The 12,879-nt window shown below is 71.0% G+C and carries 12 protein-coding genes; 5 read left to right on the top strand and 7 right to left on the bottom strand.

From position 1 onward, the window contains the following. Positions 1-7 precede the first annotated feature (7 nt). The 5 genes from ACFW16_RS06710 to ACFW16_RS06690 are packed head-to-tail and all read left to right on the top strand — an operon-like array spanning position 8 to position 5,109. A complete protein-coding gene (locus ACFW16_RS06710) occupies positions 8-928 on the top strand; it encodes an ABC transporter permease (RefSeq protein WP_380303111.1) in 921 nt (306 codons plus the stop codon). Further along, positions 921-1,787 carry an ABC transporter ATP-binding protein gene (locus ACFW16_RS06705; RefSeq protein ID WP_380303109.1) on the top strand — a complete coding sequence of 289 codons (867 nt, stop codon included), beginning with the start codon at positions 921-923 and terminating at the stop codon, positions 1,785-1,787. The genes ACFW16_RS06710 and ACFW16_RS06705 overlap by 8 nt, the downstream gene beginning before the upstream one ends. Continuing rightward, complete coding sequence (locus tag ACFW16_RS06700) at positions 1,784-2,584, top strand: ABC transporter ATP-binding protein (RefSeq protein WP_380303107.1); 801 nt, start codon at positions 1,784-1,786, stop codon at positions 2,582-2,584. Before ACFW16_RS06705 ends, ACFW16_RS06700 begins: the two co-directional genes overlap by 4 nt. Continuing rightward, on the top strand, positions 2,572-3,621 hold the full coding sequence (locus ACFW16_RS06695) for a serine hydrolase domain-containing protein (RefSeq protein ID WP_380303105.1): 1,050 nt from the start codon (positions 2,572-2,574) through the stop codon (positions 3,619-3,621). Before ACFW16_RS06700 ends, ACFW16_RS06695 begins: the two co-directional genes overlap by 13 nt. A 27-nt stretch (positions 3,622-3,648) precedes the next feature. Next, a complete protein-coding gene (locus tag ACFW16_RS06690) occupies positions 3,649-5,109 on the top strand; it encodes an MmgE/PrpD family protein (protein ID WP_380303103.1) in 1,461 nt (486 codons plus the stop codon). On the opposite strand, the gene ACFW16_RS06685 is transcribed toward ACFW16_RS06690, so the two are convergent. The 7 genes from ACFW16_RS06685 to ACFW16_RS06655 form a co-directional block, all read right to left on the bottom strand. Continuing rightward, on the bottom strand, positions 5,007-5,936 hold the full coding sequence (locus ACFW16_RS06685) for a LysR family transcriptional regulator (RefSeq protein WP_380303101.1): 930 nt from the start codon (positions 5,934-5,936) through the stop codon (positions 5,007-5,009). The genes ACFW16_RS06690 and ACFW16_RS06685 overlap by 103 nt on opposite strands. 326 nt (positions 5,937-6,262) lie before the next feature. Further along, entirely contained in the window at positions 6,263-7,009 is a 747-nt protein-coding gene (locus ACFW16_RS06680; RefSeq protein WP_380303099.1) for an SDR family NAD(P)-dependent oxidoreductase, read from the bottom strand. A 27-nt stretch (positions 7,010-7,036) separates the two neighbouring features. Further along, complete coding sequence (gene ppaT / locus ACFW16_RS06675) at positions 7,037-8,212, bottom strand: pyridoxamine--pyruvate transaminase (RefSeq protein ID WP_380303097.1); 1,176 nt, start codon at positions 8,210-8,212, stop codon at positions 7,037-7,039. 239 nt (positions 8,213-8,451) lie between these two features. After that, positions 8,452-9,258: an N-acyl homoserine lactonase family protein gene (locus ACFW16_RS06670; RefSeq protein WP_380303095.1), complete on the bottom strand. Its 807-nt coding sequence runs from the start codon at positions 9,256-9,258 to the stop codon at positions 8,452-8,454. A 19-nt stretch (positions 9,259-9,277) separates the two neighbouring features. Then, positions 9,278-10,213 (bottom strand): ABC transporter permease, encoded by a 936-nt coding sequence (locus ACFW16_RS06665; protein ID WP_380303093.1) that lies wholly within the window; start codon positions 10,211-10,213, stop codon positions 9,278-9,280. Between the two features lie 2 nt (positions 10,214-10,215). Beyond that, a complete protein-coding gene (locus tag ACFW16_RS06660) occupies positions 10,216-11,310 on the bottom strand; it encodes an ABC transporter permease (RefSeq protein ID WP_380303091.1) in 1,095 nt (364 codons plus the stop codon). Further along, positions 11,307-12,866: an ABC transporter ATP-binding protein gene (locus tag ACFW16_RS06655; RefSeq protein WP_380303089.1), complete on the bottom strand. Its 1,560-nt coding sequence runs from the start codon at positions 12,864-12,866 to the stop codon at positions 11,307-11,309. The genes ACFW16_RS06660 and ACFW16_RS06655 overlap by 4 nt, the downstream gene beginning before the upstream one ends. Positions 12,867-12,879: the final 13 nt, after the last annotated feature.

Genomic DNA, 12,879 nt, shown 5'->3' with positions numbered 1-12,879 from the left:
CGCGGACATGCCAAGCCACACCGCCCCCCGCACCGGCTCGCTGAAGGCCTGGCTCCGGGCACCGGTGCCGACCTCGCCGTTCCAGGCCCGCATCCAGCAGCTCCGGCTGAAGCTGCGGCGGCTCGGGTCCAACCCCTCCGCCCTGCTGGGGCTGGGGATCATCCTGGTCATGGTCGTGATGGCGGTGTTCGCGCCGCTGATCGCGACCCACGACATCTACGCCCAGGACCTCTCCATCCGGCTGCAGCGGCCCTCCGCCGTGCATCTCCTCGGCACCGACGAGCTCGGCCGCGACGTCTTCAGCCGCATCGTCTTCGGCGCCCGGATCACGCTCTACATCGCCGTGCTGACGGCGCTGATCGTGGCGCCGATCGGCCTCCTGATCGGCACCACGGCGGGCTATCTCGGCGGCTGGGTCGACATCGTGCTGATGCGCGTGGTCGACATCTTCCTGGCCTTTCCCAGCCTGGTCCTGGCGCTGGCCTTCGTCGCCGCGCTCGGGCCCGGCATCGAGAACGCGATCATCGCCATCTCGCTGGCCGCCTGGCCGCCGATCGCGCGGCTGGCGCGGGCCGAGACGCTGTCGATCCGGTCCTCCGACTACATCGCCGCGGTGCGGCTGCAGGGGGCGTCGTCGCTGCGGATCATCCTGTCCCATGTGGTGCCGATGTGCCTGCCTTCGGTGGTGGTGCGGATCACCCTCAACATGGCGGCGATCATCCTCACCGCCGCGGGGCTCGGCTTCCTCGGCCTCGGCGCGCAGCCGCCCAGCCCGGAATGGGGGGCGATGCTGTCCAGCGGCCGCGAATTCGTGCTGACCAGCTGGTGGATCGCGGCGATCCCCGGCTGCGCCATCCTCCTCGCCAGCCTGGCCTTCAACCTGTTCGGCGACGGGCTGCGCGACATCCTGGATCCCCGCCATGGCTGAGCCCCTCCTGCAGGTCGAAGACCTCCGCATCACCTTCCCCGGCGGCCACGAGACGCTGCATGCCGTGCGCGGCATCTCCTTCGCCGTCGGGCGCGAGAAGGTCGGCATCGTCGGCGAATCCGGCTCCGGCAAATCGCTGACCGGTCGTTCGGTCATGAAACTCACGCCGAAGGCGGCGCGGGTGACGGCGCGGCGGCTCGACTTCGACGGCATCGACCTGCTCGCGGCCTCGGAGCGGCGGATGCGCGGGATCCGAGGCAACCGCATCTCGATGATCCTGCAGGACCCGAAATTCTCGCTGAACCCGCTGATGCGGGTCGGCCGGCAGATCACCGAGGCCTACCGGCTGCACCACCGGGTCGGCGCGCGCGAGGCGCAGGCGCGGGCGCTGGAGATGCTGGATGCTGTCCGCATACGCGATCCCGAGCGTGTCTTCCGTCTGTTCCCGCACGAGGTCTCGGGCGGGATGGGGCAGCGGATCATGATCGCGATGATGCTGATCCCCGAGCCGGACCTGATCATCGCCGACGAGCCGACCTCGGCGCTCGACGTCACGGTGCGGCGACAGGTCCTGACCATCCTCGACGACCTCGTCACCCGGCGCGGCACCGGGCTGATGTTCATCAGCCACGACCTCAACCTGATGGCCGATTTCTGCGACCGGGTGCTGGTCATGTATGCCGGGCGCATCCTGGAGGACCTGCCGGCGCGGGAGCTGCACCGGGCGCGCCACCCCTACACCCGCGCGCTGCTCGACAGCCTGCCTCGGCTCGACCGGCCGGTCGACACGCTGCGGGTGCCGAGCCGCGATCCGGCCTGGCTCGACGGGCCGACCTTCCCGGCGGGAGCCGCGGCATGACCGCCGACAAGATCCTTGAGGCGGTCGGCCTGCGCGTCACCTTCGGCTCCGGCGCTGCCGCGATGACCGCGGTCGACGACGTGTCCTTCGTCCTGGGGCAGGGCGAGTCCTTCGGGCTGATCGGCGAATCCGGCTGCGGCAAGTCGACCGTCCTGCGCGCCCTGGCCGGGCTCAACACCGCCTATGGCGGGTCGGTCCTGTTCCGCGACCGCGAGGTGCCGCGCAAGCGCGACAAGGCGTTCTTCCGCCGGGTCCAGATGGTGTTCCAGGACCCCTACGCCTCGCTGCATCCGCGCAAGATGGTGCGGGCCGTGCTGGCCGAGCCGCTGAAGATCCACGGCTTCGACCGGCACGAGCAGCGGATCGACGCGGCGCTCGACGCGGTCGGCTTGGGAACCGGCTTCCGCTACCGCTATCCGCACGAGCTGTCGGGCGGGCAGCGCCAGCGTGTCGCCATCGCCCGCAGCCTGATCATCGAGCCGGAGATCCTGCTGCTGGACGAGCCGACCTCGGCGCTCGACGTCTCGGTCCAGGCCGAGATCCTGAACCTGCTCAAGGCGCTGCGGCGTGAGCGCGGCCTGACCTATCTGATGGTGACCCACGATCTCCCGGTTATCGCCCATCTCTGCGACCGCATCGCGATGATGAACGGGGGACGGATCGTCGAGGAGATGACGGCGCAGGGTGTCCGCGCCCGCCAGGCGCAGGATGCGTACACGCGCAGCTTTCTGGAGGCGAGCACCGGCTACCGGCCGGCGCCCGAGGCGGAGGAAGCGAGGGCATCGTGTGGGATCTGAGCTCAGCCGGGGCGGCCGAGGCCGACCCCTGGCCCGGCGCGATCTGGGAGATGGTCGAGGACATCCGGCCGGCCGGCTGGTCGCTGGAGCATCTCGACCGGGTCTGGACCCATGCCGATCGGATCGGCACCGCCGCCCTGATGATCGTGCAGGGCGGCCGGGTGATCGCCAGCCGCGGCGACGTCACCCGGCGTTATCTATGCCATTCGATGCGCAAGAGCTTCCTCAGCGCGCTGATCGGCACGCATCTCGACGACGGGACCATCGACCTGTCGCTGACCCTCGAGGCGCTCGGCATCGACGACCGCGAGGGGCTGAGCGAGCGCGAGAAGCAGGCGACGGTCTACGACCTGCTGACCGCCCGTTCCGGCATCTTCCACCCAGCGGGCTACGAGACGCCGTGGATGAAGTCGCTGAAGCCGCCGCGCCACGCCCATGCGCCGGGCACGGTGTGGTGCTACAGCAACTGGGACTTCAACGCACTCGGCACGATCTACACGCAGCGGACCGGCCTGGGCATCCACGCCGCCTTCCGCGACCGGATCGCAGCTCCGCTGGGCATGCAGGATTTCCGCTTCGATGCCGAGCAGGCGGATGGCTGGCTGCAGCCCGATCCGTGCTCGGTCCACCCGGCCTATCCGTTCCGGATGTCGACCCGCGACCTCGCGCGCTTCGGACTGCTGTTCCTGCGCGACGGCCGCTGGGGCGAGCGCGAGGTGGTGCCGCAGAGCTGGGCCGCGGCCAGCGTGCTGCCCTATTCCGACGCCGGGACGCGCGGCGCCTATGGCTACATGTGGTGGGTGGCGCGACAGGGCATCGCGTTCCCCGGCGCGATCGTGCCGGAGGGCACCTACAGCGCCCAGGGCGCCGGCGGCCACTATTGCGTCGTCATCCCGCCGCTCGACCTCGTGATCGTCCACCGCGCCGACACCGAGCAGATCGACGGGAAGATGGCGGGGCCGGAGATCAGCCAGTTCCAGTTCGGACGGCTGCTCGCCCTCATCCTCAACGCCCGCAAGGCCGGCATGGCCGTCTGAGCCGCCCCTTGGATGGAGGAGACCGCCATGGTCAGCATCATCGAGACGATCGCGCGCTGGAGCCGCTCCGGGGTCGAGTTCGGCGATCTCGCCCGTCTCCGCGCCCGCCATGCCATCGCCGACACCATCGGCTGCATGCTGGCCGGGACCGGCGACCCGTCGGTACAGGCGGTTCGGGCGGCTTTCGCCGGTTCGATCGCCGACGGCCCACGCTGCACCGTGGTCGGCGGCGGCCAGGCGGCCGAAGGGCTCTCGGCCCTGGTCAACGGCGCGGCGGCGCATGCCCTCGATTACGATGACAATTTCCGGCCGGGGGCCAGCCACGCCTCGGCGGTGCTGGTGCCGGCGCTGCTGGGCCCGGCGCTGGCCCGCGGCGTGTCGGGGCGGACGCTGGTCGATGCCTATCTGGTCGGGCTGGAGGCGCAGGCCGCGGTGGGGCGCGGGGTCAACCCGTCCCACTACACCGCGGGCTGGCATTCCACCTCGACCGTCGGCTGTATCGGCACCGCGGCCGGCGTCGCCTGGCTGCGCGGCCTGGACCAGGCCGGCATTGCCCGGGCCATGAGCCTCGCGGTCAGCATGGCCGCCGGGGTCAAGGGCCAGTTCGGCACGCCGGCCAAGCCGCTGCATGCCGGGCTGGCGGCGCGCAACGCGGTCGAGGCGGCGGCGCTGGCGGAATGCGGCATGACCGGCCGGACCGACATCCTGGAGGCGCCGCAGGGCTTCCGCGAGCTGTTCGGCGGGCCGGACCCCGCGGGCTGGGACGAGGTCTCGATCGGCGCACCGCATGTGATCGAGAGCGAGGGGCTGATGCCAAAGCGCTATCCCTGCTGCGGCTCGACCCACAACGTGGTCGACATCGTCCTCGACCTCAAGGCGGCGCATGGTTTCGCGGCGAAGGAGGTGGCAGCGGTGGAGACCCTGGTCGGCATCGCCAACCGCCGCAACCTCGCCTATCCGCGGCCGGAGGACGAGATGCAGGCGCGCTTCTCGATGCAGTACTGCGTCGCCCTGGCGTTGCTGAAGGACCGGCTGGATCTGTCGGATTTCACCCCCGCGGCGGTCGGAGCCGAGCCGGTGCGGGCCTTGCTGCCGCGCATCGCCATGGCCTCCTATTCGGCGGAGGAGGAGCGGGCGGCCGGGCGGCCGCTGCCGCACCGGGTCGCGATCCGCCTCGCCGACGGAAGGGTGCTGTCGGCCGAGCGCGGCGAGGCCAAGGGCACCATCGCCGACCCGTTCGACGATGCCGACCGCCGCGCCAAGTTCGCCGATTGCTGCCGCGGCACGCTCGACCCCGCCGCGACCGCCTGCCTGCATGACCGTCTCGACCGGCTGGACGGGCAGGACGACCTCGCGTTTCTGGAGCAACCCTTCGCGCTGGCCGGTCAGACCGCCGAGACCCGGCGGGGCGGGGGCATCGTCTCCCGCCAGTCGGGAACCGCCGACCAGAACCGCTCGGCGCAGGGCCGGCTGGCGGAGGCCCGGTAGAGGCGGATCTCGACAGCCAGCGTCCAGGACGGGTTGCCGGCCCGGACCAGGGCGCCGGAGCGCAGCTCCTCCGCGATCAGGCTTTCCGGGATCCAGGCCAGGCCCCGTCCGGCGAGGGCCATGGCCTTGAGGCCGGCGGACATGGCGTTCTCATAGACCACGGCGAGCGGCAGCGGGCGCCCGGCGAACAGCCTGGCCAGACCGTGGCCGAAGAAGGAGCCGCCGCCGTAGCTGAGATACTGGATCGGACCGCCGCCGTTCTCGATGGCGTGCAGCGGCCGGCCGCGGGCGTCCGGGGCGGAGACCGGGACGACAAATTCCTCGCCCAGGCAGCGGTGCTCGCAATAGGCGATGTCGCTCATCAGCGGCACGGATTCATGGGCGTAGGTCAGAAGGAAGTCGCAATCGCCGTCGAGCAGCGTGGCGATGAGGCCGGCGAAGGTCGGCCGCGTCTCGAAGCGGGGCCGCAGCGGGCCGAGCCGGTTCTCCAGGCCACGGATCCAGTCGGGGAAGAAGGTCAGGGACAGGGTGTTCAGCGTCGCGAAGGACAGGGTCTCCGCCGCGACGTCGTGCCGGTGCCTCAGATCGGCGCGGGTCTGCTGCACGAGGTCCAGGATCTTCCGCGCCCGCGGCAGGAAGTCCTGGCCTTCCATGGTCAGGCGGACCGGATAGCTCGTGCGGTCGAACAGCGGCACGCCGATCCAGGTCTCGAGCTGCCGGATACGGCGGCTCAGGGCGGATTGCGTGACATGGCGCTCGTCCGCGGAGCGGGAGAAACTCGTCGTCGCTGACAGGCTGAGAAAGTCTTCCAGCCATTTCACTTCCATCAGGGGCCTCCGCTTGGTTCGGGGCAGCTCCGATACGCGTCTCGACGGGGTGGGGCCCGGGTGGATGAACACCCGTGGGTCCCCGGCGTGCGATATTGCGTCATCCGGTGTGGCCGTGGAACCGGAGCGGATGCAGGCGGCGTACCATCTGCCCGTCCGGGCCATCGGCCGGCCGCCGGCGCCCTCGATATGATCAGGTCGAGGGCACAATCCGGCGATGTGATGAAGCGATGGGCATGCGCCGATCACCGCCTGCCCGATGTCGCCGGCCAGGCGGTGATCCGAAGACTGCGGAAGTGGAGAGGGAAACCGCTATTGCGTCCGGCTCACCAGCGCACCATGCCCCCGTCGACGTTCAGCGTCTGGCCCGTGATCCAGCGCGCGTCGTCGGAGGCGAGGAAGGCGACCGCCGGGGCGATGTCGCGCGGCTGGCCCTGGCCGGGGATCGCCTGCAGCATCTCGACGAAGCCGAAGGCCTGAGAATGCGGGCTGGCCATGACGCCGTCCGACGCCGTCAGCCCCGGCGTCACCGCGTTCACGGTGATGCCGTGCTTGCCCAGCTCGGTCGCCAGCGCCCGGGTGAAGCCGAACACGCCGCCCTTGGCCGCGACATAGGCCGCCATGTTCGGCGTGCCGGCGAAGATGGTGTTGGAGCAGATGTTGACGATGCGGCCCTGGCGGCTGTCGCGGCGCATCATATCGGAGGAGGCGCGGGACATGAGGAACACGCCGGTCAGGTTGACCGCGACGATCCGGTTCCAATGCGCCAGGTCGACCTCGTCCCAGGCGATGAAAGGCACGATCGCGGCGTTGTTGACCAGGATGTCCACCCCGCCGGCGCGCGCCGCCACCGTCTCGTGCAGCGCCGCCACCGCGGCCGGGTCGGAGACGTCGCACGCAACGGCGAAGCTGTCGTGCCCCAGCCCGGCGGCCACGGCCGCGGCGCCATCGGCATTGATGTCGGCGACGACGATCCGCGCGCCGTCGGCCGCCAGCCGCTCCGCGATCGCCCGGCCGATGCCCTGCGCCGCCCCGGTCACGATCGCGACCTTGCCCGAAAGATCCGAAGCCATGTCCCTGTTCCCTTGTTGGTTGGTGACTCAGCCGGCGTCGATCGCCGCCATGGCCGCCGCTACGCCGCGGCCGATATCGACCTTGTGGCCCAGCGCGCCCAGCGCCCCGCCGAGGGCGCTGATCGCGATCACGGCGTAGAGCGGCTGGGCGGTCGGCCCCATATGGCCGATGCGTACCAGCTTCCCCAGCGTCTCGCCGCGGCCGGAGGAGAAGGCGACGCCGTAGCGGTCGCGCGCGACCCCGCGCAGCGCTTCGTCGGCGACGCCGTCCGGCACCCGCACCGCCGTGGTGGTGGGGGAGGCGATGGCCTCGCGCGCCGGCCACAGCGCCAGCCCCATGGCCTGCAGCCCGGCCCGGCAGGCCCGCGCGGTCAGGGCATGCCGGGCCCAGACCGCCTCAGGCCCTTCCGCCAAGTACTGGTCCAGCGCGGCGTCGAGGCCGTTGACCTCGGCGACCGAGGGGGTGAAGGGGAAGGGCCGGTCGCGCCTCCAGGCATGCTCCCAGTCCAGGATGCTCAGCATCGAGGCGCGGGGTGCGTCCGGATTGGCCTTCATCTTGGCCCAGGCGCGGTCGCTGACGCCGAGCAGGCTCAGCCCCGGCGCGCCGCCCAGGCATTTGTTCGGGCCGGTGACGAAGATGTCGGCGCGGCAGGCCTCCGGATGCACCTCCATGCCGCCGAAGGACGACACCGCGTCGACGATCAGCCAGGCGCCGTGCTCCGCCACGATCCGGCCGATCGCCTCGACCGGGTTGATCGTGCCGGACGGCGTATCGTGGTGGCAGACAGAGACGATGCGGATGTCGGGCCGTGCCTGCAGCATGCGGGCGACGGCGTCCGGATCGATCACGTCGTTGTACGGCACCTCGATCTCGACCAGCTCGGCGCAGTACCGCTTGGCCCAGTAGCCGAAGCCCTTGCCGTAGACGCCGGAGGCGAGGTTCAGCACCACGTCGTCGCGGGCGATCAGCGAGGCGGCCGCGGCCTCCAGCCCCAGCACCGGCTCGCCGTGCAGGATGACGGGCGGGGTCGACAGGCGCATCGCCGCCCGCGCCTTCTCGTTGACCTGCTCGTAGAAGGCCAGGAACACCGGGTCGTAGTCGTAATGGATGGTGCGCGACAGCCCGCGCAGCACCGCCGGATAGGCGTCGACCGGTCCGGAGGTGAGGGTGAAGACGGGCTCGCGCAGCGTGGGCGTGGACATATGGGGAAACTCCTGCTCGGAGGTTCACTCCCTGCTGTCATTGCCGGGCTTGACCTCGGAATGCATGAGACAACGGTTTTCCATTGTCATCCTCGGGCTTGACCCGAGGATCCAGGGCGGCGAGAGCCGATCTCGGAGGCCCCTGGATCACCGGGTCAAGCCCGGTGATGACAAAAAGGAAGGGGGAAAACATCGACTCAGCACCCGCGAAGTTGTCCTCGGGCATGACAAGAAAAGAGCTACCCGTAGAATTTCGGGCCGGTCTGGTAGTGCGGGAAGTTCGCGGGGTCGTGCGAGAACATCAGCTCCGCCTCCCGCTCCTCCGCCAGCTTGGCGAGGCGGCGCATCGAGGCGACGCCCGCGACCGGGTCGATGTGGAACGAGGCCTGGCACAAAGTCTCCAGGCTCTTCTGGGTGTAGGCGGCGTCGATCGTGAACAGGATCGGCCGGCGGGTCTGGAACTCGACCAGCAGGCTGTAATGGCCGATGGCGTGGCCGGGGGTGAACAGCAGATGCACGCCCTTGGCCAGCTCGACATCGCCCGCTACCGTCTCGAACCGCGAATTGGCGTCGGTGGTGCCGGCCAGCAGCTGGTCGCCCTTGCCGCGGGCGGCGGCTGCCTCGGCCGAGAAGCTCAGGTCGGAATAGCCCAGCACCTCGAAGGGCTCGGGTGTCGCCGCCTGGGCGATTTCGTCCCGGTGGCACAGCTTCTTCGCATGCGGGAAATACTTGTTGCCGCCGACATGGTCGAAGTGGAAATGCGAGTTGACGACGGTGCCGACATCCTTCGGCTCCAGCCCCAAGAGGCCGAGCGCGCCGGGGATGGTCTGCTCCTTGCTCTGCTGCGGCTTCTCGAAGGGCAGCACCTTCATCACATGGTCGTAATCGAAGCCGCTGTCGATCAGGAAGCGGCCCTCGGCATGCTCGACCAGGATCGAATAGACCGGGAAGCGGATCTCGCCGCCCGGCCCGCGGTTCCAGAAGACGTGGTAGCCGTCGAGGACGAGCGAGCCGCCGTCGAGCAGGTAGACCTTGGTGTCTGTCATGGGTTCCTCCGGAAGGGTCTCAGCGGGCACCTCGGACATAGGGCAGGCCCAGCGCTGCGGGCAGGCTGGCGCGCCGCCCGAACAGCACCAGCACCGCCATCACCGCGGCGAAGGGCAGCATCTGGATCACGTCGGTCGGGACATCGACGCCGGCGACCTGCAGCGCCGTGGTCAGCGACAGGCAGGCGCCGAACAGGAGGGCGCCGAGCAGCACCCAGACCGGTCGGCCGCGCGCCAGCATCGCCAGCACGATGCCGATGAAGCCGGCGCCGTTGGTCATGAACGGGATGAACAGCCCGGCGCCGATATTGGCCAGGAAGGCGCCGCCGATACCGGCCAGCGCGCCGGTCGCCAGCACCGCGGCGGTGCGGACGGCGATCACATCGACCCCGGCGGCATCCAGCGCCGCCGGCTTGTCCCCGGCCGCCTGCAGGTCGAGGCCCAGCGCGGTGCGCCGGAACATCCAGGCCAGGACGAAGACCAGCGCGACCGCGAGATAGACCACCGGGTGCCGGTCGAACAGCGCCGGGCCGACCACCGGGATCGCCGACAGGACCGGGATCGGCAGGGTGGCCGCACCCTCCAGCCGCGGGTAGCTCTGGGCGAACTGGAAGAAGTGGAGCAGGGCGGTCAGGCCCTCGGCGCCCAGGGTCAGGGCGATGCCGATGACGATCTGGTTGAGGCCGAGCCGGACGCAGAGCAGCGCCATCAGCAGGGCCACCACCAGCCCGCCGCCGGCGCCGCCGAGGAAGCCGAGCCAGATCGACCCGCTGGAATAGGCGACCAGGAAGCCGAGATAGGCGCCGGCCAGCATCATTCCCTCGATGCCGACATTCAGCACGCCGGCCTTCTCCGAGATCTGCTCGCCCAGCCCGGCCAGCAGCAGCGGCACGCCGGCGGTGATGGCGCCGAGCACCAGCGAGGTCAGGAAGGCCTGGGTCAGCAGCCCGTCCATGCTCAGGCCCTCATCCGCTCGCGGCGCCGGTGGTCGACAACCTCGACCAGCGCCAGGACGATCAGCAGGATCGCCATCACCACCAGGGTGAAGTAGTGCGGCACGCCCAGCCGCCGCGCCGCGCTCTCGCCGCCGATCGACAGGACGGAGAACAGGAAGACGAAGGCGATGCTGGCGAAGCCGTTGAACCGGGCCAGGAACACCAGCGGGATCACCGCCAGGCCGTAGGCGGGGTTCCAGTCGGCCCGGACATTGCCCTGCACGCCGATAATGTCGACCGCCCCGGCCATGGCCGCGAGCCCGGCGGAAATGGCGAAGACGGCGACGGTCAGCCGCGGCACCGGCAGCCCGGCATGCACGGCGGCGCGGGCATTGGCGCCGACCACCCGCAGCTTCAGGCCGAAGGCGGTGCGGGTCATCATCAGATGCACCAGCACGACGGCGACGAGGCCGAGCACGAGGCCGCCGGTGATGGTGGTGCCGAACAGCCGCGGCAGCCGGTCGTCCACCGCCAGCGTCCGGGTCTGCGGCACCGTGGTGGCGGGGTCGCGGAAGGCCAGCTTGACCAGCACATTGGCGAAGGAGGTGCCGAGGAAGGTCATCATCAGCGTGGTGATGATCTCGTTCACGCCCTGATAGGCGCGCAGCAGCGCCGGCACCAGCGACCAGGCGGCGCCGACCGCCGCGGCCAGCACCAGGCACAGCGAAAGGGCGATCCAGCCCGGCAGCGCCGCCGCCAGGGACGGGCCGGCCGCGGCGACGATCACCGCGGCCAGCAGGAACTGCCCATCGGTGCCGAGATTCCAGATCCCGGCCCGGAAGGCGACGATCAGCCCGGCGGCGAGGAACAAGAGCGGCGCCATCCGCGACAGCGACGCCTGCAGCCCGAGCCAGGACAGCAGGCCGCGCTGCAGCACCAGCCCGTAATAGGCCAGCGGGTCGGTCCCCAGCGCCAGCAGCACGCCGCCGGACAGCAGCAGGGCCGCCAGGATCGGCACCAGCGTGACCAGCGCCCAATGCAGGGCGGCTGCGGCCACGCCGGGGGTGGCGGGCGGCTTCTGCGCGGGGGCCGTGCCGTTCACCGCATCCGCCGTCATGACGCGACCCCGATCATCAGCTCTCCCACGCGGCGGCGGGCCTCGTCGTCATTGGCGACGGTGCCGGCGATGCGGCCGCGCGACATCACCGCGATCCGGTCCGCCAGCTCCAGCAGCTCCTCCAGGTCGGTCGAGATCAGGATGGTGGCGACGCCGGCATCGGCGGCGTCGCGGATCCGCCGCCGCGCGGCGAGGGTGGTCTGCAGGTCAAGCCCGTAAGTCGGCTTGCTGTAGATCACGACCCGGGCGGCGCCGGACAGCTCGCGCGCCAGCAGCACCTTCTGGATGTTGCCGCCGGACAGGCGGCCGACCGGCGTACGGATGCCGGGGGTGCGGACGTCGAAGGCGGCGACCAGGGCGCGGGCATGACGGTCGATCTCGTCCGGCCGCTCCAGACCGCGCGACCAGAAGGGGGCCTCGCCGATCTGCTTCAGCAGCAGGTTCAAGGAGACCGGGAAGGGGCCGACCGTGCCCTCGCCGAGCCGGTCGTCGGTGACGTAGCGCAGGCCCAGCCGGCGCCGCGCGCCGACATCCAGCCGCTCGATCGGCCGGCCGTCCAGCAGCACCGCGCCGCCGCTCGCCGGCCGCTGCCCGGCCAGCGCCTCGGCCAGCTGCGCCTGGCCGTTGCCGTCGATCCCGGCGATGCCCAGGATCTCGCCCGGCGCCACCTCCAGCGCGACATCGGCTACGGCGGCGGCGCCCTGGCCGGGCACGCTCAGGTCGCGCACGACCAGGAGGGGCGCGGCGGAGGGGGCAGGGGGGCGCCGCCGGCCGCCGACCTTTGGCTCGTCGGTGGCGGCGGCGCCGAACATCAGATGCACGATCTCGGCCGTGGCCGTGCGCTCGTCCAGCGCCCGCAGCCGCTCGGGCGGGATCTCGCCGACCTTGCGGCCGAGGCGCAGGATCGAGATGCGGTCGCCGAAATCGAAGGCCTCCTTCAGCTTGTGGGTGATGAAGACCACGGCGATGCCGCGACCGGCCAGCCGCCGCATCAGCGCGCCCAGCTCCTCCACCCCCTTCGGGGTCAGCATCGCCGTCGCCTCGTCCAGGATCAGCACCCGGCTGCCGCGCAGCAGCGCGCGCACGATCTCCGCCTGCTGCTGCTCGCCCAGCGACAGCGCGCCGGTGACGGCATGCGGCTCGATCGACAGGCCCAGCTCCCCGGCGGTGCGGCCGAACTCGGCCGCCAGCCGGGTGCGGTCGGGCCGGCGCCACCAGGACAGGCCCAGCGCCAGGTTCTCCACCACGGTCAGGGTCGGGGCCAGCATGACGTGCTGGAACACCGTGCCGATGCCAATGCCGAGGGCGTGGCGGGGCGAGGCGATGGGCTGCTCGCGCCCGTCGACCAGGATGCTGCCGTCATCCGGCTGCAAGAGGCCGGACAGCATGGCGATCAGGGTCGACTTGCCGGCCCCGTTCTCGCCCAGCAGCACATGCACCTCGCCGGGCCGGATCGCCAGGTCGACCTGGTCGTTGGCGACGACGCCGGGGAAGCGCTTGGTGATGCCGCGCAACGCGAGGATCGGCGCGCCGGGCTCCGGTGATGATGCGGTCATGGTTCCGTCGTTC

This window comes from Inquilinus sp. NPDC058860, from assembly GCF_042743185.1.
GTDB lineage: Bacteria > Pseudomonadota > Alphaproteobacteria > DSM-16000 > Inquilinaceae > Inquilinus.
Note: the sequence above shows the minus strand (reverse complement) of the source record. Positions and strands in the feature narration are given on the sequence as shown.